Origin of the sequence: Roseimaritima sediminicola (genome assembly GCF_009618275.1) — a bacterium.
Taxonomy (GTDB): domain Bacteria; phylum Planctomycetota; class Planctomycetia; order Pirellulales; family Pirellulaceae; genus Roseimaritima; species Roseimaritima sediminicola.
Window position 1 is genome coordinate 165,042 of record NZ_WIAD01000006.1, and the last position, 23,715, is coordinate 188,756.

A 23,715-nucleotide genomic window follows, 5' to 3' on the forward strand; every position below is an offset into this window, starting at 1 on the left:
AAGCCTATGCCACTGTTCACAGGCTGGAAGCCTATGCCACTGTTCACAGGCTGGAAGCCTATGCCACTGTTCACAGGCTGGAAGCCTATGCCACTTTTTTATTTTCCTGGCCAGTGCTCGGGCATGTCGGGTTGCTGCCAGACGCTCATGCCGCCGTCGACCAACAGCGTTTGGCCATGGACGTGCGCGGCCGCGTCGCTGAGCAGAAACACCGCGGGCGGTCCGCAGACCGAGGCGTCGGGCACTTGGCCCGCCGGCGTGTGCAGCTGCATCCAGTCCGCGAAACCCGGCAGGTCGATCGCCGGATTGGTCAGCGGCGTGCGGACCAGCCCCGGAGCCATGCTGTTGACGCGGATCCCGTGGGGAGCGAGCGCCACGCACAGTGAACGCACCATCGCCGCGACAGCTCCTTTGCTGCAGTCGTAGGCCACGTGATCCGGTTCGGCCAGGAAACCGTTGATCGAACCGGTGAACAGGACGCGGCCCGCCGTGCCGCTTTCGACCCAGCGGCGAGCGAGCGCCTGGGTCAGATGAAACCCGGCCGCGACGTTGATCTGCAGCGTGCGTTGAAAACGCTCCGGCGCCATCTCCAAGAACGGCTCGTCGATAAATACACCGGCATTGTTGACCAACAGATCGACCGCACAGCCCAGAGCGTCGATCTGTGAGAGCAACCGCTCGGTCGCCGCGGGTTGGTCGTCGGCCAAGTCGCCGGTGACCAGTTCACAGCGGACGCCCGCGTCGCGGCATGCGGCCAGGGTGGCTTGAGCGACGGCATCATCCCGCAGGCCGTGCAGCACCACGCTCGCGCCGGCCGCGGCGATCGCTTGAGCGATCGCTGCGCCGACGCCTTGGGTGCCGCCGGTGATCAGGGCTGTGCGGCCGTCTAGACGGAAGGGGTGGGGGGCCATGGTGGGCGGGGGGGTTGGATGCTGGTTTCTTTCACAGGCTGGAAGCCTGTGCCACTGTTTTCACAGGCTGGAAGCCTATGCCACTGATTTCACAGGCTGGAAGCCTATGCCACTGTTTTCACAGGCTGGAAGCCTATGCCACTGATTTCACAGGCTGGAAGCCTATGCCACTGATTTCACAGGCTGGAAGCCTATGCCACTGTTTTTGCTAACCGCGGGGAGCTTCCCAGAGTCCGAGCGCGGGGTTGCGGACGAAATAGAACTCGCCCTCGCCGCGGTCCGGGTTCCAGCCGTCGCTCAACTGGTCGATCGGGTAGCGCTCCAGCAGCGGCCCGAGCTCGGCGTAGGTGTAGCCGACCCCTTCGACTTCTTCGCGGCTCAGTTGGCCGGCGGCGTAGACGATTTCGAAGCGGCCTTCGGAGGAACCGTGAATCAAGTGAGCCGCGGCCGAAGGGTTGGCTGCTAGATCCGCGTTGTTCTCGAACGCACGCAGGATCTCGGGCGTGGTGCGGTAGCCGTATTTGCGGATCAAGTGATCGATCTCGCGGTCTTCACCGAACTCTTTGACCGCCGGACCGAGAACGGTCAACCGTCCGCCATCGGCGATCGCCATTCGCGTGCGGTAGATCGATTTGTTGCCCACCCAGGTGGTCGTGAATTCGCTGGGATCCAGATACGCCACGACGTGTTTCGGCGCTCGATCGAGGTGCACGAAATTAACTTCGTAGGACAGCTTGGCGGCTTCGTAAAACGTCTCGTGGTCATCGCCGATGTACAATCCCCGCGTGATCAATCGCTGGGCCTGGTGGTCTTCTTCGATGACCGTCAGAGCGTACAACAGCGGCATGTCTTGGCAGAAATGATCTTGGGCGTAGTTCAGGATGCGCCGCAGGGGCGTGTCGGCGCGGCCCATCGTCCGTTCCATGCCGTAGACCGCGCTCAGGAAATGGCTCTCGTTGATGCCCCTCGCCCCGCCGGTGCCCACGAACACGTTCTTGTTGTAGTTGGCCATCCCGATCACTTCGTGCGGCACGACTTGACCGACCGAAAAAATCAGGTCGTGACCGCCGTCAGAAAGCAGCCGATTGACCTGGGCGGGCCAGGGTTTGTCGTAGATCCCCTCGGTGGCTTCGGCAACGAACGGGCTGGGGACTTCGCCCAGCGTGACCACGTCGTCGCGCCAGCGGTGCTCGCGGATCAACTCTGCCGGCACGCCGCGGAACATGTCGGCGATCTGCGCGTCGCTCATCGGATGATGCGTCCCCAACGCCGGCATGATGTCGGTCACCCGCTTGCCCAGCATCTCGTAGGTCAGGCTGGTGATCTCGCCGGCGCGACTGGGCAGCCGCGTGTAATCGGGCGGCAGGATCAGCACTTTGTCCAGGGAGCCAAGCGACTGAAACGTCTGCTCGAGGGCGCTGCGGATGTCGTCACGCGACAGGTCGGTGGTCGCCGAGCCTTCGGCGAAATAGGTGGTCATGTTCAGCGGGGGCGGCGAGGAAAGTGGACAGGCGGCTGGACACCGGACGGTGGGTGTCGATTATGAAGCCCCGAAGCGCCGGCGGCAATGGACGGGGCTCGAGCCGCCCTTGGGGTTTGGGTAGCTGTTCTCGTCTCGGCTGGGGACAGCCGAGCTACTTTGGGTCTCGGCTGGGACAATGGCCGCTTGTCGCCTACAGTAAAGCCTACCATGTTCGTGCGATCCGCCTGACCCCTTAACCTTACTGCCACGCAAGCCCCACGATGTCCGTCGAACAGATCGAAGCTGCTATCCCGCACCGTGCTCCCATGCGACTGTTGGACCGCTTGTTATCGCAGGAGGAGCAGAGCATTGTTTGTGAAAAGACGTTCCGCGACGATGAGTTCTTCGTGCAGGGGCATTTTCCGGGCCGGCCGATCGTGCCGGGCGTGATCCTGTGCGAGTGCTGTATGCAGGCCGGGGCGATTCTGTTGAGCAAGGTTGCCCCGGGCGGCCCGGGCGTGGTTCCGCTGGCCACGCGAGCGGACAACGTGAAGTTCAAACGCGTCGTCCAGCCCGGCGATACGGTGCGGCTGGAAGTGACCCTCAACGAGCGGGTCTCCAACGCTTTCTTCCTGACCGGCCGCGTCCTGTTGGATGGCAAATTGGCCGCGCGACTGGATTTTGCCTGCACGGTTTCGGCACCGGAGTAAGCGTTCTGCTCCGGCGTTTGCCTCCTCCTCTTTCCCTTCCTCCGCCCTTGTTCGGCTGACCGATGACCGATCCCTCCCCTGCCGCTTTCGATTTCCTGGCCGTCCGCGGCAAACGTTTCCTGGTCATGGGAGTGGCGAACAAGAAAAGCGTCGCCTACCGGATCGCGCTGCTGCTCGAACAGGCCGGTGCGGAAGTGGTCTACAGCGTCCGCAGCGAGGCGCGTCGCGAATCGCTGGCCAAGTTGTTAAAGGATCGGCGAGTGTTGGTTTGCGACGTCGAAGACCAAGGGCAGATCGACGCTCTTGGCGCGGAATTGGCCGCCGACGACGTGCCGCTGGCCGGCCTGGTCCACGCGATTGCCTTTGCCGATTACCGCGATGGGATCCGGCCGTTTCACGAGACGCGGCGCGAAGCGTTCCTGCAAGCGGTCGACATCTCGTGCTTCTCGCTGACGGCTGTGTGCAACGCCTTGAAAGACCAGTTCGCCGCCGATGCCAGTGTGGTCACGATCGGGATCAGTACGACGCGGATGGCCAGTGAGAGCTACGGCTACATGGCACCGATCAAAGCCGCCTTGGAATCGTCGCTGGCGTTTCTGACCAAATCCTTCAGCCGCTTTTCCGAAGTCCGGTTCAATGCCGTCTCGGCCGGCTTGCTCAAGACCAGTGCCTCGGCTGGCATCCCGGGATACGTCGATTCGTATCTGTACGCCGAACAGGTCATTCCGCGCGGCCGTGCGCTGACGACCGACGAAGTGGCTTCGACCGCCGCCTTCCTGCTCAGCCCGCGTTCGTCGGGAATCACGGCCCAGAGAATCGTCGTCGACGCCGGTATGTCGACGAATTATTTCGATGCCGAGGTGGTGAAGAAGGTGATGGAGTAGCGGACGCGGGGGGCACTGCTGACAGGCTGGAAGCCTATGCCACTGTTGACAGGCTGGAAGCCTATGCCACTGGTTAGTTGGCTCGGGGGTGGGCTTGTTCGTAGACTTCGCGCAGGTTGGCCGTGCTGACGTGGGTGTAGATCTGGGTGGTGACCAGGCTTTTGTGGCCGAGCAATTCTTGGACGCTGCGGATGTCGGCGCCGCGGTCCAGGAGGTGCGTGGCAAAGCTGTGGCGCAGCGTATGGGGGCTGGTCCGCGTGTCCAGGCCGGCGATGGCCAGGTACTTTTCCAGCATGCGTCCGACGCTGCGGGTGGACAGCCGGCGGCCAAAGCGGTTGACGAACACGGCCGCTTCGAGGCCCAGATCGTTTTCCTTGGCATCCCGCTCGCGAACCGCTTCATATCGCTCGAGGGCTTCGATGGCGTAGGAACCCAGCGGACTGATCCGCTCTTTGCGGCCTTTTCCGCGGACCGTCACGATTTGTTGTTCGTAGTCCAGGTCGCCGTCGCACAGCCCCACCAGTTCGCTGACCCGCAGGCCCGCGCTGTACATCACTTCCAGAAGTGCTCGATCGCGCAGGCCCGCCGGGTCGGTCCCCGGCGGAGTGCCCAGCAGGCGTCCCATTTCTTCATTGGACAGGACGTGCGGCAATTTGCGTTGACGGCGGGGATTGCGCAGCGGTTTGGCGGGATTGGTATCGGCCAGGCCCTGCCGCTGGGCGAAACGGTAGAAGCTGCGCATCGAGGCCAACTTGCGCGAGATCGTACTCCGCGCATACTCGGCCTGTTGCAATGCCGCCTGGAACGCTCGCAGGTCCTGGGGGCTCAGGCGGTCCACCGCGGGCACTTGGCCGTGCTCGTGCTCGAGCCATTCGACCAGACCCATCAGGTCCTCGCGGTAGGCCTTGATCGTCAGGTCCGAGGCGTTGCGTTCGGTGGCCAGGTATCGCAGGAACTGGGCAATCTCGCGCCGCATCCTAGCGTCGTCCTCGCAGCGAGGCGTCGATTCGCGAGGGGCTGAGCGCGGGCTCGGGATCGGGTACGGCGTCGCGAATCTTTCGGCTCAGCATCGCGGCGTCGTACCACGTGAAGTCCAGCTCGGGATTGGCAGCAAAGCGAGCCAGCGTGCGCAGCGTTTCGTCGCGATTATTGTCGTCGAACAGAAACATGAAACGCTCTTCCCCTTTGACCAGAGCGAGTACGTTGATTTCGTTTTCCATCCGTGGTGGCTCGTTGGCTTGGCGTCGTCGGACTAGATCCCGTCACTGGGATCTGTATCGTCCGATGGGCCAGTTCAGGATCAAATCGCTTTGATCCGCCCCCCCACGCGCCTCAAGCATTTCCGTCACATGCAGGTGGCAACAAAATCGCACAAAATCGTCGGTTCGGCTAAGGTAGGCCTGCCAATTGGTCGGGCGGCGATCGTCCGCAGCCGAGACGTGATCGGCAAGCCGCCGAGTGAAGCGGCTGTCCGAACCGTCGTACAACCGGGTGTGTGTGAGGACCGGATCGTGCTGGGGACGCGGCGGCGGCGGAAACGGCTGGGGGCCGTCGGGGATCAGCCCGCTGGGGTCGGGCCAGGCCGCCGGCAGCGCGGCCGGCAGTCCGCCGTCGAGGCTCGCGATCGGTTCCTGGGCAAAGGCCGGTGCGACCGCGGGCGGCTGCGGCGGTCCCTGAGGAACAGGGGGCGGCCCAGGCGGTGAACCGGCGGGCGGCGAACCGGCGGGCGGCGGGGAATCGGCGGGCAGCGGCGGCGTCTGCGTCGCCAATTGCTGCCGCGCCAGTTCGAACTCGGCTTCCAATACCACTTCCGAGGGAATGTCCTCTTCGGCTTCCGTGCCCCAGGGCAGTCCGTATCCGACCGGAATCGGATGGAAACTAGGATTGGCCGCGTACCAGTGGACGGTCAGCCCCATCCGCGGTGGGTAATACGGGTCGTAATCGGTCACCGCCCCCTGGACCACGGCGTCGACGCCCAGCAGGCGAGCGAATGCCTGGAACTGCTGGCCGGTCTGCGGCGGGCCATACACCGCGGCGTAGGCCTCGAGTTGCCGCTGGGAGACGCCCACGGGCAGGACTTCGAATCCCGGAACGGCTTGCAGTGCCGCGTAGTAGGCTTCGGTCACCGACCCGGCGTCGAGCGTCGGTTCGTTGCTCTGATTGAAGAACGGCAGGATCGCCACGGTCTTCAGCTGTGGGAAGGGGTTGTGGACCCGGACCCCGTGGCGGACTTCGGGGATTGCGCTACAGCCCGCCGAGAGCAGCAAGAGCACGACGAAGGCGGCAGCCGCCCGGTGAGGCGCTGGCGAAGAGCGTCGATGCGAGTTCCGACCGTGCATGGATCACCGATTGCAGTTGCCTGCGCGCAGCGCCTCCACCCCCACAGGTCAGCATCGGCAATCCCCAACGCCGGAGTTGAATCAAAATGCACAAAAAAGTATCGCCTTTCGGCAGTGTTGCCTTTCGCTCCGCGAAAGTTGCTGAAGCTGTCTCGGGCGATTTTCGGCAGTGTTGCCTTTCGCTCCGCGCAGTGTTGCCTTTCGCTCCGCGAAAGTTGCTGAAGCCGTCCTGGGCGATTTTCGGCAGTGTTGCCTTTCGCTCCGCGAAAGTTGCTGAAGCCGTCTCGGGCGATTTTCGACAGTGTTGCCTTTCGCTCCGCGAAAGTTGCTGAAGCCGTCTCGGACTACTTTCGACGGAGCGAAAGGCGACACTGAGCTAGCGGTGCAGGTGGTCGACGTACACCGGGATCACGATGGTGCGATGATAGGGAAATCGCGACGTGGTCGAGGGCGTCACCACACCCGGCGGCCGGGAAAGATGATAGCCGCGTCGCAGGGCCGCTTCGGTGCGGGCGACCCGCTGCAGACGCTGGTGCCAAGCCAGGGCCTGACGCAGCTGAGCCGGCGAGGGGATGCTGGCCGCCTGGTCCACCCGCTGCTTGCTGGGGCTGGGCGTGTCGAACAGCTCCATGATGTCCGCATCCAGCTGGGTAGCGCGTTGGGACTCGGGGGCTTGCGCGGGCTGCTGAGCTCGGGCCGTGGGCGCGGCGGCAAACATGCCGACCAGGGCGGCGACGATGAGGAGTGGTTTGATGGATGCGGTCATCGAAAGCTTCCTGCTGCTCGGGCGATCGGGTCAGTCCGTTTTCAGGTAGTCAGCCTCGTACGGGGATTCCGCGTCAAGAACCGGGGCTAGCGACCAAACGGCTCAGGGTGGCGGAATGTGCGTGCGTTGCTTGATCGTTTTGTCGACCGCTCGGCAGCACGCCGATGATGGCAAGACCGCTTCGCAGACAGCAAAGTGAGATTCCCCGTCCGGTTGTGGGGGTCGTGCCGGTCCCCGGATTGGTCTGGTAGCGGAGCGGCACAAGTTGTTCGGTTTCGCGATACCGGACGGCTTGCGCCGTTCCGCTCACAACGGCAAATCGTTTGCGGACGAGTCTTGCCCTGCAACCAACAACCCACTAACCGCGATTGGGTCGGGGGACGGAGCGTCGGCCGGTGCCTTTGGTGCTGCGTTTGCGGCGTTTTTGCTGACGACCCATGCCGGAGCTGGACGAGGAACCGGTCAGTTCGACTTCCGACAGGGGCCGGCCGATGGCGTCTTTCAACTGCAACACGCGGTCGCGCAGCTGAGCGGCGCGCTCGAAGTCCAAGGCCTCGGCGGCCTCGAGCATCTCGCGTTCAAGTTCGTCAACGTACTCGATCGTGACGTACTGGCCGTCCTTTTCGGCTTGGGCCTTGGCCGTGGATTCCCTGCGTTTGGCGGCATCCTGTTCGATTCCGGCCCGCATCGATTTGCGCACCGACTGGGGCGTGATGCCGTGTTGTTCGTTGTACTGTTGTTGGATCGCGCGACGCCGCTCGGTTTCGTCGATCGCCAAACGCATCGAATCGGTGATTTTGTCGGCGTACAGGATGACGCGCGAATTAACGTTTCGAGCCGCTCGGCCGATGGTCTGAATCAGACTGGTTTCGCTGCGCAGGAAACCTTCTTTGTCGGCGTCCAGGATCGCCACCATCGAGACTTCCGGCAGGTCCAGGCCTTCGCGCAATAGGTTCACGCCCACCAAGGCGTCGAATTTGCCTTCGCGCAGCTCCTGCAGCAGTTCCACGCGTTCAAACGCATTCAGTTCGCTGTGCAACCAGCGACAACGAACGTTCTGTTCTTGCAGGAAGGTCGCCAGGTCTTCGGCCAATCGCTTGGTCAGGGCGGTGACCAGCACCCGTTCGTCGATCTCGGCCCGCTTGCGGATTTCGTCCAGCAGGTGATTGACCTGACCGCGTGCCGGGACGACTTCGATCACCGGGTCCAGCAGTCCCGTGGGCCGAATGATCTGTTCGGTCACTTCGCCGCCGGACTGCTCCAGTTCGTATTCCGACGGGGTGGCCGAGACGTAAACGATCTGACCGACGCGCTGTTCCCATTCCTCGAACTTCATCGGCCGGTTGTCCAGGGCGCTGGGCAGCCGAAAGCCGTGATCGACCAGCGTCATTTTGCGCGAGCGGTCGCCGGCGTACATGGCCCGGATCTGGGGCACGGTCACATGCGATTCGTCGACGAAGGTGACGAAGTCGTCGGGAAAGTAATCGTACAGGGTGTCGGGCGTGGCCCCGGGCGCTTTGCCGGCCAGCACGCGACTGTAGTTCTCGATGCCCGGGCAATGGCCGACTTCCTGCAGCATTTCGATGTCGAACCGGGTGCGAGCGGACAATCGTTGGGCTTCCAGCAGTTTGCCCTGCCCTTGCAGCTCCTCCAGGCGTTCGGCCAGCTCCTGCTTGATCGCGCCGATCGCTGACATGATCCGGTCCTCGCCCATGACGAAGTGTTTGGCCGGATAGATATAGACCTGGTCGCAGGTATCGAAGACTTCGCCGGAGACCGGTTTGATCATCGAAATCTGCTCGATCTCGTCGCCCCACATCTCGATGCGGTAAGCGAATTCTTCGTAGCTGGGCCACAACTCGATGCTGTCGCCGCGGACGCGGAATTTGCCGCGTTCAAAGGCCACGTCGTTGCGGTCGTACTGGACTTCGACCAGTTTCATCAGCAGATGGTCGCGCCGCGTCTGTTCGCCACGGCGGACGTGCAGGACCAGGTCTTTGTAATCCTGCGGTGAACCCAAGCCGTAGATACTGCTGACCGAAGCCACGATCAGGACGTCTCGGCGGCTGACCAGCGAGCTGGTGGTGGCCAATCGCAGGCGATCGATTTCCTCGTTGATCGAGGCGTCTTTTTCGATGTAGACGTCGCGCTGGGGGATGTAGGCTTCGGGCTGGTAGTAGTCGTAGTAGCTGACGAAGTAGTGGACGGCGTTGTGCGGAAAGAACTCTTTGAATTCCGCGTACAGCTGGGCGGCCAGCGTCTTGTTGTGGCTGAGCACCAGAGCGGGTCGGCCGAGCTGGGCGATGGTATTGGCCATCGTGAAGGTCTTGCCCGTACCGGTGGCACCGAGCAGGACCTGGGTGCGTTTGCCTTGCTGGAAGCCCTGGACCAACGACTGAATCGCCGTCGGCTGGTCACCGGCGGGCGGAAAGGGGCTGTTCAGTTGGAACTGGGCCGGCGGAAGCTGGGTTTTGGGCATTCGCACTCCAAAGAAAGGTTTCGCAGCGAGGACGGCCGAGCTCAGCCGTTAATCGTGGCGGGCGGCAGGCCTAGGGGCGGAGGAAAATCCACCATCTCCCAATAAGTTTGTATGAAGTCGACCAGCTTTTCGTAGCCGTGGCCGGTGCGGGATTTGGAAATATACCCAGCAACTCGCTGGTCAAACGCAAAATGCCGGTCCGCGTCGGCTTCGGATGTGGTCAGGACAAAGGTCGGGACGCGGGACAAGGTGGGGTTGGTCCGCATCTCAACAAGCATCTCAAAGCCGCTCATCCGCGGCATGTTCACGTCCAAAAAGACCAGGAACGGCCAGGGAATCCGCTCGCGGTCCTGCAGCATTTCCAAGGCCTCGACCCCATCGCTGGCGACATGCAATTCATACTCAAAGTCCACGCGCTGCAGCGCACGCCGCAGCGCCATCACGTCCAATTCGTCATCGTCAACTAACAAAAGCCTGATCGGAAGGTCGGCCATATTGATTTTCTGCCCGTTCGATGGTGGATGGCATCGTTCGATGGTGGGGACACCGGTTTGCGGCCTGGAGTTGGCGACGCGCAGGCTGGAAGCCGATGCCATATAGGGATCGTTGGTCCCGAAAGTGGATTGGGCATTCTAGCATCTCCCACCAATTGGGCTAGCCAACCCGCGGGGCTACTGCGTCGGGGGAGGGACATCGTGGACGCTAGCACCGCTCTCGGCGTCCAGCACCAGAATCGCAAAACGCTGCACGTTCCCCAGGGCCGGCGCACTGAGCGAGACGTAATCGAACCGGCCGCGGAGGTCGGTGTAGCCATCTTTGTAGAAGGCGACTTGGCCGTCGGCGGTGCGGCTGTAAACCTTGACGTAGGCGCCCGCCAATGGCTGGCCGCTGGTGCGATCGCTGGCCTGCAGCTGACCAAAGCCTTCGGACAGGTAGGTGCGGAGGTTGCCGCCGTAGTACAGCACGGTGTCCCGCGCCGAACCGCTGATCACCTCCACCAACAAGGTCTGTTCGGCCAGCGAGGCGTCGATGGCGTGGACCGTCACGCCCTGGTCACGAAGCGAAATCCTCTTGCGCAACGCCGGCCGCACGGTGGCCATCCGCCCCAGGTCGTCGCGAACGAAGGGCGTCTTGCTGAATAACAGCTCCAAGTCCACGCCGTACAGGTTGACGGTGGCCTCGCGGGCGTTGCGATGCGCGATGCGAATCTGTCTCCCGTCCAGCTGCAACTGGATGCTGGGTTGGCGGTACGCCGCTTGGGCCTGACGCCGCTGGCGATCGATCAAAGCCAAGTCCGCCGCCGACTCGTCCACCGCCGGGCTGCCAGCGGTATCTGGGCGGCCCGGATCCGAACCATCGGCCGGATCCGAACCATCGGCCGGATCCGAACCATCGGATGGGGTGCCATCGGCAGCGGCCGGGTTGCTAGCGACCAGCGCCGAGCCGGCTCGCAGGTCCCGGTGCTGCTCCAGCCGCTGGGCCAACTGGCCGAATCGCTCGCGCCACCGCGGCACCGGATGCTCGGCGTGCCGAGCGGCCATTTCCGCGGCGGTCTGTAGGTCGCCCTGATGCAGGGCGAGGTAGCCGGCCAGATAATCTCGCTGAAGCTGTAACGCGGTCGACGCCGAATCGACTTGCTGGAAACGCTCCAGGGCCGCGTCGATGCGGTTCTGGATCAACAGGTAGTAACACAGGGCCAGCTGTTGCTCGGTCGAGGGACCCGTTTGGTAGGCCAGGACCCGCATAAAATCGCGGTACTGTTCCAGGAAGCGATTGTTCAGGATCTCCGGTTGCTCGCGCAGCGGATGGATTCGGGCGCGAACCAAGGGGGCGTATTCCAGGTGTTCGTACAGGGCTCGCTGTACCGGTTCGATCCGCAGCAGTTCGCTGTTGAGCACCGGACCGGCGGATTGAACCAGTTGCCGCTGCATCGACAGGTACTGCCGCATCCGATCCTCGTCACGATGGTGCAGCGCATAGGCCAGCAGCTCCGCGGGCCAGAGACGGACCTTGTCCAGCGCCTGCATGACGACGTCGTAAACGGCGCGGTCCCGCAGCCGATGGGCAACGGCCGACAGGTCCAGCCGATGCAGATTCGCCTCGCTCAGAAACGCTTCGATCTGCTTTGGCGTGCCGCTGCGGGCCACCGCTTGCCAGGACTGGGAATCGGTGGTCGTGGGCGTTTCGACCACATTAAAAGTGCGTTCCTGGCCACGGGCGACCGTCTGTTCGGCGATCGAAACGCACACAGGGTAATGTGTGAACCGGCCCGCTGTGGGAAAATAAAAGCGATACTCGCGGCGTTCCACGGCGAACGGCTCCAGGCGAATCGTCGCACTGTCGGTGGCCAGCGACCCGGCCAACGGTAGCGAGCCGGCGGGGATTTGCCAGAACACCTCGACCGTCATCGGCGCAGGCGTGGGATTGGTCAAAACGATTTGCCCGAGGTACCCGGTTTGCGTGAGGTATTCCTCGGGAGCGACGCGGGCGGTCGCAGCGGCGTCCATTTCGGTTGCCTGTTGGTCCAGCCGCTCGAAGCGTTGGGCGACCAACAAACGCGTGTCGCCGGTTTGCGCCTGCAGCTCTCGCAGTCGCTTGGTGACCACGGCCACGGGGTGCTGCGGCGCGTACTGGTCTTCGTCTGCTTCGGGCAGATCGACGTCACCGCTGGCCAGGGGCAAACCACACAGGGCCAGCGCCATCAGGGCGGCGTGGCGGTTTTCCGTCGGCAGCAACAGGTGTTCGCTGACGCGGTGAAGGCCGGGCCTCTTGGCGTCGTTTGTATCGTTTGCGTCGGCGTTGTCTTGGTTGGGGGCACCGTGCCGAGCGACGTCCAGCCAAAACGCGTTGACCGGAATCAGATCCGCATCGGCCTGAGCCACCCGCACCGAGTGCCAATGGCTTTCCGCCCACTGCTTGGTTGCGTCCAGGTGCTGGAACATTTGCGCCGCTCGCCCGCGCCGGCGAGGGCGGAGGTAACGATCGACCGGCGGGGCTGCGAAGTCCGCCTTATCGTCCATCATCACGTCCAGGCCATCCATGTCCATTTCCGGAAGCGATTCGCCCCGCTCCTCGGCTTCTTCCAGCACGCGTCCCAACGCCTCCCTGTCGCTCGCTTCGCCGGGCCTGCCGAAGTACATCGCGTTCCGACGGGATTGCGGCGACGCGTCTTGCAGTTGTTGGCCGGCCAGTCCCCATTCGATGGCTTGCCGGATGCGATCATCGTCGTCCTGCTGCAGCTCGACTCGCTGCTTCAAATCCCGCAGTACACTCGCCCGTACCTCTGGCACCGCGACGGCCAGTAGGGCGCGTTCGGCGGCGTTCAGCCTTGCGTACTGCCAGGGCACGGTCCATGGCGTCAGGTCCCGGTCGAGCAACCAGTGATCGATGAACTGCGTTTCCTTCTTGGACTGCAGGTAGGGACGCACGACGTCGTCGAAGAAGGGGCGGTCGTGGAAGTACAGGAACACATGCACTTCGTGACACGCCAAGCGGCCGTACGCGTCATATTTATCGGCCGTTTCCAGTTCGTGCCAAGAACCCAGAACCTGAAACTCCTCCAGCCGATTCTCTTTCGAAAACGTGTTGTACAGCGTCAGCAGATCCGCCACGTTGGCGTAGACCTGCAGCCGAGCCGCTCCCAGATCGTTTCGTTCCAGCGGCGACTCGGCCGAGGCCACCCGGACGGTCCGTTCGAAAGCCAGGGCCCGCTGCGGATCCAGGGCCCGGCTCAGCCGCAGATCACGCGTCTCCGCCGGTTGGTACCGGCCGTAGACGGTTCGCTGCACGACGGTTGCCGGGTCGATGGCCACGATCTGAAGGATCGGGAATGCGGCGACCAGTTCGCCAGGAATGCGAACCCTGCCTTGATCGTCGGGACGAAGGTTCGTCGCCAGGCCGGCGCCGCGACGAAGGAAGTCGTAGGAAGCGCTGGCGGTCTGCCGATCGTCGTGGCGCTGGCCGGCCTCGGCCGCGGGCTCCCCTCCACGCATGCCCGCACGATCCGACGGCGCCGGGGCTTGGCCGTCGGCGGCCTGCTGCGTCGTGTTCTCCGTTTCCTCGGTGGCCCAGGGGTTCAGCAGCAGCGAAGGCTGGGGCAGCATCACGCCCGGGTACTTCTGGGCGTACTGGCGGCGCAGCACGTAGGCGTACTCTTCACCCAGTTCCAAATCGCTCAGGTACAGATTCTGCATGCGTTGCAGGTAGCGAGCTTCGGGGGAACCGGTTGCGGGCAGTTTCAGTTGTTGCCATGCCGGACGAGCGGGCAAGTAGCGGCTGGCCACGACGTGCACATGCGCCAGCCCGGCATCGCCACCCAGTTGAACCACCACATCCCCGTCCTGCCGGCGAACTTCGGCGATGGCGACCGGATCGCGACGCGGAACCTCTAACTGGCGGACCTGTCCGGTGGCAATGCTCTGCACCAGCGTGCCGGCGGTCACTGCGATCGAAACCTGCCGGTCTTGTCGGCGGTCCAGCAAGCGGTAGTCGCCGGGCGTGTCCAACGTGAAACGAAGTTGGCCGGCGGTCTGTCGCAAGTGTTGGGAACGGTCCTGGTAGGGCCGGTCACCGCGGAGCTCGAATAGCACGAAACGCGGTTCGCCGATGAGCGGTTGCGCGTCCTCGGGTGCGACGATCGGTAACTGCTGCGGATGGCCCACCACGCCGTGCAGCCGTCGCGGCCAGAGGGCCTGGTCGGTATGCACCGTGCGCCGGTGGACGGGGCCGCCGGCGACGCCGTAATGAATGGTCCGCACCGTCGCCAGCGAGCCCAAGCGGACGCGGCCATCGTCGTCGGTTTGCAGCGTTCGCTGGACCTCGTGCCCGCTGACGATGGGCACCAGCCGAAGGTTCAGTGGGACCGCACCCACGGCCTCGCCATTATGTCCTCTCGCTTCGATGATCCAGTCCGTGCCATCGCGAGTCAAAAACGCGTCGACGGTGTGTTCGGTTTGCTGGAATCCGTTCAGAGACCAACTGTCCGACGTTTCCAGGTTCTGGCGACGCCCGGTCGACAGACGCATTACGTAACCGCTCAGCCGGACCTCCAGCCGCTTGAGCCGGTCGGGCACGCGAAACGCTGCGCCTGCTTCGTTCACGTCGTCCAGCTGCAGAGGTTCGATTCGTTTGCTGGACTGAACGCCTTGGGAATCCGTCGAAACAATCGTCAACGTCGCGTCCTCGAGCAGGGATATCGATACACGTTCGCCGTTGAGCAAGAGTTGCGGTCGAATGGTCAGCCGAGCGGTGCGGCCGGGCTGCAATTGTTGATCGACCAACAGGATCGACGCCGCCAGCGAGTACTGCTCGGCCGGCTGCTGGATCGTCGCCGTGATCGCTAGCCGGTCATCCATCATGACGGCGTTGCGAGTCAGCGGTTTGTCGCCCATGGGGATCGTGACGACGCCATCGTCGTCGGCAAGAAACTGCTGCGAGCCGATGCGGACCCGGCCTTTGGGAATCACCTCGCGGGCTTCATCGAAGAGCACGATCTGGACGCCGTCGATCGTTTGTTTCAGCGCGTATTGCAGTTCGCCACGTTGGATCAGAGCCCGAGTCCGGCGTCCACCACCCAACAGATCGACGACCCACACGCCGCGGCCTTCGATCCCGGGCAGCGAGATCGTCTCGCGGTGCCGGCGAACGCTGGGTTGGTCATACTGGATACGAAGCTGCTCGGTGGCCACCAGCCCGTCCAGGTCGATGTCGGTGTTGATCGTTTGGTTGTGGGTGCGGTAGTACGCGTGGGTGTTGATTTCGTAAACGCGTACCACCAGTTCTTTGACATTTTTGATGTCGACGGTCACTTCCGCCGGCGCTTCGGGATCGGTGTAGGCCGGATTCGTCGGCGCCAGGGTCAGCTCGACACGGTCTTTGAGCTGTTGTTGATCGGCCGGATGGAGCAACCGATACCATCGCTGGGGATCTCCCACGCCGTACAGCAGTTTTGTTTCGGCGAACACGTCGTTCAGGTAGTCGTCCCGCAGCAAGCCCGCGAACGCGTCGGGACCGTCGGCGTCGCGCAGAAAGATCTCCAGATACTGCCGCACCAAGGATGTTTCATTGCCGATGGGCGGGACCAAGGCGACGTCGGAGAAATCCTCGCTCAAGTTAGCGAGGTGGCGGGACCCGGCACGCAGACGCGGCAGCATGACGGGGCTGTTGCGCGGCAGTTTCAAGTATCGGACAAAGGCGGAGCGGTCGGGTTCTCCGGCCGCCAGATCGGCCTCCAGTCGCCGGTACAGGACCGCAGCTTTTAAACTGTTCCAAGCGTCGGGCAGGTTCGAGACGTACTGGTCCAGTCGAATCAGGTAAGCTCGGCGGGCCTCGGGTTGTTGTCCGGGGTCGGTGTCGTCGTCGGGACGCAGACGCAGCAGGATTTCGTGCACCAAAGCGTCGCTGGTCGCCACTGACGGGACGCTCTCCGATACGCGGTGAAGCTGTGGCAGGGTCAACTGGTGATGGGCGGTCAAGTCGCCGAAGCGACGGTCCTGCGGACGTCGCCCTTGCAGTTGGCGGATGACCAAGTCGTCCAGATGCGGCATCCAAGCTCCGTCGACCCGCTCGAGCAACCAAGCCAGATCCACCGGCACTCCGGCCGCGTCGTCTTCGGCGAATCGCTGTCCCAGGCGGATCAATCCCGGCTGCGTCAGTGCCTGGTTGTGGCGAAGCGCCTGGTCGATCATCGCGTCGGCGGCCAATGCGTCGGCGGGCAACGTGTCCGGGTACTGGCGGGTGCCGCGCAGGGGACGAGCCGCGTGGTCCAATTTGATGTTCAGCCGCTGCCGCAGGTACTCGATCGTGCGATCGGGCGACGTGCCGTAGGTCAGCAGGCGTTGCCGATCTCGCATGGACACCAACAGCGCACTGCGGCCAGCTTTGGTGTCGTTTTCCCATTTGCCCAGCATCGCTTCGGCCAGGTCCAGTTGCCCGCGGACCTGATAGTGCAAACAGTGGTAGTAGTAATAGTCCTCGCTGCCAGGAATTAATTCGTCCAGAATCGCCTGCCGGTCGTCGGCCAGCGCGTAGCGTTCGATCAAACCAATCGGTTCGGCATGGGCAGGGGGCAAGGGATCGCCTAACATCAGAAGTGCCGAGAAAAACGCCAGAGAGCCAAGGAGGCGAAGGCGGGTAGGTCGCTTCATGGTAAGACAATCCGGATGAGTGGGGGGCACGGCCGGGGACAGCCGAACGGCTTTTTGCGGTCTCGGCTGGGGACAGCCGAGCGGCTTGGAGACTAGACGCGGCGGGCCGGCGCTGGTTCCCGGAGGGCCGTGAAGAGCCCTGTTTATTTTGATGGGACTTCCTACCAATAGCGAGCAAATACGGTGAACAAGGAGCCAGGTGCGGCTGCGGAACCTCCGGCTTTTCCGACTTCGGGCCGCTTGGCCGGGGTGGATTACGGCACGGTGCGGGTCGGGATCGCGGTCTGCGACCCGGGGCGGATTCTGGTCAGCCCCTTGGAGGTGTGGCAGCGGAGCGATAAAGATCGCGAAACCGAATTCTTCCGTTCGTTGGTGCGCAGCGAACGTCTGGCCGGATTCGTCGTGGGGCTGCCCATCCACTGCGATGGGGCCGAGAGCGAGAAGAGTCGCGAGAGCCGCCGGTTCGCCCGCTGGTTGTACGAGGCCACCGGTCTGCCGGTACGCCTTTTCGACGAGCGTTTCACCACGGCCGATGCGACGCGGCGGCTGCGAGCCGGGGGCATGAAGAACGCCAAACGCAAACGACGGCTGGACGCGGTGGCCGCGCAGATCCTGCTGGAAGCCTACCTCGAAGCCGCCCGTTACGCCGCCGAGGACCATTTGCCGGGCCATCCGCTGGACGAGCCGCCCGCGGCACGTTCCGAAACCGCCCTGGAAGACCTTCAAGATTCGACCGATTAACGCCCCGCGGACTATAATCGTGTTGTAGCTGAACTCGCCAGAGTTTGGGGGGGGCGTCCAAAGGCTGGCGACTTCAGCGACGCAGTGAGGTGAGGGTTACGGCATTTGAAACGGTTAATACGTTTGAAACATTTGAAGCCAATGAAACGATTCGCCGCGGTTCGAAACCAGGTGGTGGCGGCGCTGGCCGCCGCTGGGTTGGCGTGGGCTGCCGCACCGCTCGAGGCCCAGCAGACGCTGGAGCTGACCAACGGGGTTCGCGTCACCGGAAAGGCGCGTTCGGTGGACAACGCCAAGCGTCCCTACACGCTGTTGGAAACCGAGGACGGTTTGCGGGTGGCTTTGCCGCAAGGCGACATCCGGCGAACCCGCAGCGATGAATTGACCGAGCAGTACCGCCGCTTGGCCGCGGCGGTGCCCGATGACGCCGAAGCGCATTTCGAAATGGCGCGGTGGTGCACCAAGAACCGGTTGAAGGCGCAGTCGCGCTTTCACATGCGGCGTGTGATCGAGTTGGATCCCGAGCACGGCACGGCTCGCGAAGCTTTGGGCTACGTCAAACGGCGCGACGAGTGGATTCCGCGAGCCCAATGGGAACGCGAACGCGGCTTGGTACGCTCCGGCGGTCGATACCATCTGCCCGAGGACCTGGCCGAACAATTGGCCAGCAAGGAAACCCAAACCAAGATCAAACGCTGGGCTCCGGACATCGCGCGGCTGCGCAAGACCGTGCTACGGGGCGGGGACCGCGCGGCCGAAGCGCTGCAGGCGCTGCAGGCGATCGATGACCCGCTGGCCGCCGTGGCTATCGGCGATGAATTGACCGATCCCCGCAACCGGCACCAGCCGCAGTCGCTGCGATTATTGTGGGTGGATCTGTTGGGGCGAATGAGAACGCCGGCCGCCGTCAGGCCGCTGGTGGAAGTGGGGGTCAAAGAACCCGATCCGGTGATCCGCGAAGCGGCGCTGGAGCGTTTGTCGCAGTACGGTTACCGTTCGGCTCAGTTCACATACGCCCCGATGCTGAAGAGTTCGAACAACAAAGAGGTCAACAGCGCGGCGGCCGCGCTGGCCGAACTGCCCAACCCCGAACTGCGTTTTCAATTGGTCGACGCGCTGGTAACCGAACACGTCGTTCCCAAGGGAGGCCCTTCGACCGAGATGAACGTGATGATGGGGCAGAACGGCGGCGCCGGTGGGCTGCAGATGGGCGGCAAACCAACCACCAAGAAAGAACGCAAAACCAATCCCCACGTCTTGGCGGCCCTGAAAGTGATCGCCCCAGAAGTCGATTTCCAGTACGACGAGCCGCGTTGGCGACAGTACTTCGCCCAGCAATTGTCCAGCTACCGCGGCGATCTCCGCCGCGATCGGTAGCAGCACGTTCGCCTTCCAGACGGACAAGTGTAGGGGGGCAATGCCAGCCGCCGGGTGCGAGCGTCCGGTTTCCTTGCGCTGTCGATGCGCGGGGTAACCGGACGCTAGCGCGTTGCGGCTGATGACGCGGTGCGCGGCGTAACCGGACGCTAGCGCGTTGCGGCTGATGACGCGGTGCGCGGCGTAACCGGACGCTAGCGCGTTGCGGCTGATGACGCGATGCGCGGGGTAACCGGACGCTAGCGCGTTGCGGCTGATGACGCGGTGCGCGGGGTAACCGGACGCTAGCGCGTTGCGGCTGATGACGCGGTGCGCGGGGTAACCGGACGCTAGCGCGTTGCGGCTGATGACGCGATGCATACGGGCCAGCGGGGCCCATGCTGCTTTACTTAGAACGTCACGATGGCATCGACGCCGAAGGTGAACTGACTGGATTCGCCGTTCTCGTTCAGGTTCAACACGGCCATGCCGCTCTCGTTGATGCCCCAGTCCCAGCGAGCTTCGGGACGCACGATCAGGTTGCTTGCCGGGCGGCAGTTCAAGCCGAGTGTCAGCATGTAGACGTCCTTTTGTCCGCGGTTGCCCACGAACCGAGCTCCGTCGACCTGCCACCATTCGAACCGCAGGCCCGCGCTGTAATCACGATTCAGGTCATACAGGAAGTAGTTGGTGAAACCGCTGCCGCGACGCCAGTTCGTACCGTCCTGCAGCTCGGTGTCGATGAAGTCTTTTTGGGAGATGAACGCCAGCCGATTGCTGACCCGGTAACGCGTGGTCAGCGAGTGCATGTGGCCGCGTTCGGCAAAGTTGACCGGCAGACGGGTGTCGTTGCCGAGGCGGTCGATCGATTCACCCAGCCGCCCGATCGACGTGGTGTAGGTCAGGCTGAAACGCGGTGTCAACACCCAGGCCAGGCCGCCCAGGAAGGCATCGCCGTTGTCGGCAAAGCCGCTGTCCCAGCCGGCGGTCCAACCCGCATAGGCGGTCATGTGCTGCGTCAGGTCGAAGGATCCCAGCACGCCGGTGTGCGTGAAGGGTTCGATGTTGTTCATCTGCCAGGAATGGCTGTAGAAGAAGTTGTCCGGCGCGGCGACCACTTCGTAACCGATGATCGTATAGAAGTGACCGAACTTGACCGACACGTCGCCGTAGGCCACTTCGCCGTACAGCTGCGGCAGGGCGTGGCCGTAGAAGCCACCGTTGTCCCAGTCATTGTCCCAGTCGCCATCGTCGCCGAACTCGTCGGTCCCGAAGGCTTGGGTGTTGGGGCCGTCGGTGCCGTAGACGTAGTCGATGCGTCCACCGAGGTCCCAGCCGTGGCGGCCGTCGGCCAGTTTTTCGGCGAACAACCACGCCTGTTGCAGCTGGACGTGATCGGGGTAGTCGTTGAACCGCTTGGCTCGCGGATTGGTGCCCAGGCCGCTGCTGTGGTAACCCAGTTGCAGCCAGCCGCCGACCCGCACATCATCCAGCCCCAACCAGTCGATCTGACGGCCTTCGCGACGGTTGCAGCGGTTGCAACCATTGACGGGTTTCTCCACGTTGCAACCGCTCAGCGTCTGCATCGACCAACTGGTCTGTTCGACGGTCGGCCGGGCCGATGCGTCCAGCGACAGGTCGGTGAACGTGATCTCTTCACCGTAGCCATGCGTGACCAGCGAGACCACGGCCGCCAACAACAGACTGATTCGCAACAACCGCATGCCGGATTCCTCGCAACAACCAATTCCCGATCGCACCGCATTGGCACATCAACGCTATGGCCCCGGTATCGACGGCGATTGGAGTGCGAACGCAGCAAGATTCGCCGATTGCTAAGGAAGGTCGGCATGAGCGGGTGGATTAGGCCACAAAAGACTGGTCGGTGTTATCAGGAACCTTTTGCTGGTGTGTAAAACTTTGCCGATTGGAACGACAAATCGGCCGCTTCGGACGCGTCGGCGGCCGCGGCTCTCACAGCGGGAACTCTTCCTCGGCGGCTTTGTCGGCATACAGCGGCATGTGGCGGTAGTAGACCTCCAGGATCATCGTCGACATGGCGGTCATGTACAGCCGTCCGCCGTGCTCGGTGCCGTGGCCGGCATTGGGGAATGCCCAGCTGCCCTTGGTGGGGCCGCTGTCGGACTGTTCGGCTACCAGCCAGTCCCGCAGTTCGTTGTTGAATTGATCCCACTGCGAACCACCGTACTGCCGCAGCACCTGGGCGGCGTAGTAGTTGTAGTAGATGTTGTTTTTTAAGACCCCGATCTCGGTCAAGTGCTGGACGCCCTTTTGGATCCCCAGGTGGTTCTTGTCCCAGCCCAGGTACATCCGGCACAGCAGCCCCACGGCGTGGCAGGCTTGATGTTGCCCGCGATTGGCCACCGGCGCGGTGTAGCCGTACAGGGCGCCGTCGTCGGACTGGACCGAATCCAGGAACAGCGTCGAGCCGCGGATCGAAGCGGGCGAAACCGTCAGATGGCCCATGTAACCGCTTTTGAGCGCCATGATCTGCCAACCGGTTGCCGAGGTATCGCCGGCTTGACGCGGTTGGTACCGCCAGCCGCCACCGCGTGGATCCTGGGCGTACATGATGAAGTTCAGGGCCCCTTGCGCCGGGGCGGCCAGTCGCGGATCCTCGGTCATCGCATAGGCTTCGCACAGGGCGATCGCGGCCAGCCCGTGCGAGTACATGCTGCCGCCCTTCTCGGTAAAGTCCAAGCACGGCAGCCCCCCCAGGTTCTTGCGTTTGCCATTGTTGATCAGGAACGCCAGCCCCCGCTCGACCGTCTTCTTGTGGTCGCCGGCGAATTGGGTTTGCCCGGCGCCCAAAAACGGTAACAACGCAAGGGCGGTCGCGCCGTTGACGGCTTCGGCGTGAGTGCCGGACCGGTCGCAGGCCGGGTCTCGGCAGACCGCCTGATGGGCGAACGTCCAGGCGCCGTTGGGCATCTGGTGCCGCTCGAGCCATTTCAGGGCCATTGCCACGGCGGCTTCGCTCGATTCGGTACCGCCATAGGTGCGCAGCATCCTCTTCTTGACGTCCGCGCTGCTGCGGCTGCCCAGTTCGCTGCTGGTGTCGGCCGACAAGGTCTGCAGCGAATCGGCCACCGGAGCCATCGTACTGGCCAGGTCGACCACGCTGATCGGCACCGTTTGCATGTCCAAGGGCGTGTCCAGATCGACCGGTTCCATCTCGTCGATCGGCTCGGCCACCTCGACCACCTCCTCGGTGACCTCTTCCTCGGTCTCCTGCAAATCTTCTTCGGGTTGCTCCAGCGCGAACTCATCGATCTCCGGACCCTCTTCACCGCTGGACGAGGCGCTCAGCACGTTCACGATGCGCTCTTCCACACCCACGGTCATCAGGGCCATGACAAGCAGCAACAGGACGTGGACCAGCATGCTGATCATCCACGCCGGGACGGCTTGAAAGAGCACGAACTTGCGCTGCAGGTCCGCATCGACCGGCTCCGGTTCGGTCGCCCGAGTCCCCGCTGGCGACGAAGCGGCCTCGCCCGTTCGGCTTGCCGCAGGTGTCGGAGCCGCTCCGGTCCCGGTAACGTCACCGGGCAGCGCGGATCCGAAGCCGAGCATGGGAAAGAAAATAAACGGCAGCAGGGCCAGGCCGATGCCGAAGCCGGGACCCTTGCCAAACACCTTGGCCAGATCGATGCACATCACGACCAACACCGCCAGGTTGACCAGCGGGATCAAGGTCAGAACCACCCACCAGACCGGCCGCCGAACGATTTCCAGCCAGACGATCGTGTTGTAGACCGGGATCAGAGCCGCCCAGCCCGGCTTGCCGGCTTTGGTGAAAACCTTCCACAACGAGGCGATCATCACCACCGTAAACAGGACGCCGACCACCAGAGAGACGAGCACTACGAGCGCAGCAAAAGCCCCGGCCGCAGCCAAGGCGCCTGCGTTATCTTGAGCCATCAACGCCGGATGCTGGATCAAATTCATGCGTATATACCTCGCCGCGGCACCCGAAGGACCGCCGGGAAGGGAGAAGAGACCGATGGAGGACAAGCTGATTTTGGAGGGACCCGAACCTCAATCCGGGCAACAACTATTCTAAACCAAGCCGCGTCCTTGATCGCCCGTTCGCAGCGGTTTTGGCGGGAAAGCCTGAAAGAACGGGGACTTCGGCCCGGTTACACCTCTAAACGCACCCGTCCGCCGGATGTACTCAGCCTAGTCCCACCTTCGACGCGTCCCCGCCTTCGACGCGTCCCCATCTTCGACGCGTCCCCGCCCTCGATGCGTTTCAGCCTTCGACGTTGTACATCGCCGACAACTTGCTGCGCACCGCTCGCTGAACACGCCCGGTCAGCCGGACGCTGCCGCTGCGGCCCGGCACGCCCACCCAGCCGTTGGTCAGGTCCAGCCGAAAGGTGGTCGGCGTGATCGGGGGGCGATGCGGTACCTCGCCGTCGAGCACGATCGTGGCCCAGCGAGCCGAGGGGGCCGAATCGGCGACCAGGCTGTCGATGTCTTCGCTGCGGCGGGTGTCCCAGTCGTAGCTGCGTTGGTCCAGCAGCGCTCGCCGCAGGTGGCTGACGCCCGGGATGTCCGCGAGATCGACCGGCTCGGCGGCGTCCTCGGGGAATTCGGCTTCGGTGGGCTCGGCCTCTCCGGCCTCGTCCAGAGGCGGCATGGTCAACCGGAAATGTCGCGAGGACTGCAGGGCCGCGACGGCGTCCTCGCCGAAGAACTGGCTGGTATGTTCGGTCTGGGTTCGCCGCAGCTTCACACTGAGCGCCGCCCCCACGACGCCGACGGCCAGCAGTCCCAAGGCGAACAACACCCACCAGCCGCGCCGCATCGCCGGCGTCGGTCCGTGCACCGATTCCGTTACCGCAGCGGGTTTGTCAGAATGAGTCATCGCAGGCCGTGTCCTAAAAGGGTCGAAT

16 protein-coding genes are annotated in these 23,715 nt (G+C 63.5%); 4 read left to right on the forward strand and 12 right to left on the reverse strand.

Going from position 1 to position 23,715, the window contains the following annotated elements:
* Window positions 1-98 precede the first annotated feature (98 nt).
* Window positions 99-911: an SDR family NAD(P)-dependent oxidoreductase gene (locus GE027_RS05685; protein WP_153556208.1), complete on the reverse strand. Its 813-nt coding sequence runs from the start codon at window positions 909-911 to the stop codon at window positions 99-101.
* A 208-nt stretch (window positions 912-1,119) separates the two neighbouring features.
* Window positions 1,120-2,391 carry a lactate racemase domain-containing protein gene (locus GE027_RS05690; protein ID WP_153556209.1) on the reverse strand — a complete coding sequence of 424 codons (1,272 nt, stop codon included), beginning with the start codon at window positions 2,389-2,391 and terminating at the stop codon, window positions 1,120-1,122.
* A gap of 263 nt (window positions 2,392-2,654) precedes the next feature.
* On the opposite strand from GE027_RS05690, the gene GE027_RS05695 reads away from it, so the two are divergent.
* Complete coding sequence (locus GE027_RS05695; protein WP_153556210.1) at window positions 2,655-3,083, forward strand: 3-hydroxyacyl-ACP dehydratase FabZ family protein; 429 nt, start codon at window positions 2,655-2,657, stop codon at window positions 3,081-3,083.
* A 62-nt stretch (window positions 3,084-3,145) separates the two neighbouring features.
* On the forward strand, window positions 3,146-3,967 hold the full coding sequence (locus GE027_RS05700; protein ID WP_153556211.1) for an enoyl-ACP reductase FabI: 822 nt from the start codon (window positions 3,146-3,148) through the stop codon (window positions 3,965-3,967).
* Between the two features lie 73 nt (window positions 3,968-4,040).
* Here GE027_RS05700 and xerC read toward each other — a convergent pair whose 3' ends face one another.
* The 7 genes from xerC to GE027_RS05735 all read right to left on the reverse strand — a co-directional run bounded on the left by xerC (window position 4,041) and on the right by GE027_RS05735 (window position 16,636).
* The gene (gene xerC / locus GE027_RS05705) at window positions 4,041-4,943 is read right to left on the reverse strand and encodes a tyrosine recombinase XerC (protein ID WP_153556212.1); all 903 of its coding nucleotides are present in this window, start codon (window positions 4,941-4,943) and stop codon (window positions 4,041-4,043) included.
* A gap of 1 nt (window position 4,944) precedes the next feature.
* Window positions 4,945-5,187 (reverse strand): hypothetical protein, encoded by a 243-nt coding sequence (locus GE027_RS05710; RefSeq protein WP_153556213.1) that lies wholly within the window; start codon window positions 5,185-5,187, stop codon window positions 4,945-4,947.
* 42 nt (window positions 5,188-5,229) lie between these two features.
* A complete protein-coding gene (locus tag GE027_RS05715; protein WP_153556214.1) occupies window positions 5,230-6,240 on the reverse strand; it encodes a hypothetical protein in 1,011 nt (336 codons plus the stop codon).
* A 442-nt stretch (window positions 6,241-6,682) separates the two neighbouring features.
* Window positions 6,683-7,072, reverse strand: a complete 390-nt coding sequence (locus tag GE027_RS05720; RefSeq protein ID WP_153556215.1) for a hypothetical protein — start codon at window positions 7,070-7,072, stop codon at window positions 6,683-6,685.
* Window positions 7,073-7,430: 358 nt separating this feature from the next.
* Window positions 7,431-9,551, reverse strand: a complete 2,121-nt coding sequence (uvrB, locus tag GE027_RS05725) for an excinuclease ABC subunit UvrB (RefSeq protein ID WP_153556216.1) — start codon at window positions 9,549-9,551, stop codon at window positions 7,431-7,433.
* Window positions 9,552-9,592: 41 nt separating this feature from the next.
* Complete coding sequence (locus GE027_RS05730) at window positions 9,593-10,147, reverse strand: response regulator (RefSeq protein WP_153556217.1); 555 nt, start codon at window positions 10,145-10,147, stop codon at window positions 9,593-9,595.
* A gap of 75 nt (window positions 10,148-10,222) precedes the next feature.
* Complete coding sequence (locus tag GE027_RS05735) at window positions 10,223-16,636, reverse strand: hypothetical protein (protein ID WP_153556218.1); 6,414 nt, start codon at window positions 16,634-16,636, stop codon at window positions 10,223-10,225.
* Between the two features lie 243 nt (window positions 16,637-16,879).
* On the opposite strand from GE027_RS05735, the gene ruvX reads away from it, so the two are divergent.
* Window positions 16,880-17,437: a Holliday junction resolvase RuvX gene (gene ruvX, locus GE027_RS05740; protein WP_153556219.1), complete on the forward strand. Its 558-nt coding sequence runs from the start codon at window positions 16,880-16,882 to the stop codon at window positions 17,435-17,437.
* Between the two features lie 141 nt (window positions 17,438-17,578).
* Entirely contained in the window at window positions 17,579-18,814 is a 1,236-nt protein-coding gene (locus GE027_RS05745; RefSeq protein WP_153556220.1) for a HEAT repeat domain-containing protein, read from the forward strand.
* Between the two features lie 389 nt (window positions 18,815-19,203).
* Here the strand turns inward: GE027_RS05745 and GE027_RS05750 are convergent, their stop codons facing one another.
* From GE027_RS05750 to GE027_RS05765, 3 genes are all read right to left on the reverse strand, one after another.
* Window positions 19,204-20,517, reverse strand: coding sequence for a porin (locus GE027_RS05750; protein WP_153556221.1), 1,314 nt, complete (start codon window positions 20,515-20,517; stop codon window positions 19,204-19,206).
* Between the two features lie 250 nt (window positions 20,518-20,767).
* The gene (locus GE027_RS23300; protein WP_237607317.1) at window positions 20,768-22,765 is read right to left on the reverse strand and encodes a DUF5684 domain-containing protein; all 1,998 of its coding nucleotides are present in this window, start codon (window positions 22,763-22,765) and stop codon (window positions 20,768-20,770) included.
* Window positions 22,766-23,069: 304 nt separating this feature from the next.
* On the reverse strand, window positions 23,070-23,687 hold the full coding sequence (locus tag GE027_RS05765; protein ID WP_153556222.1) for a hypothetical protein: 618 nt from the start codon (window positions 23,685-23,687) through the stop codon (window positions 23,070-23,072).
* Between the last annotated feature and the right edge of the window lie 28 nt (window positions 23,688-23,715).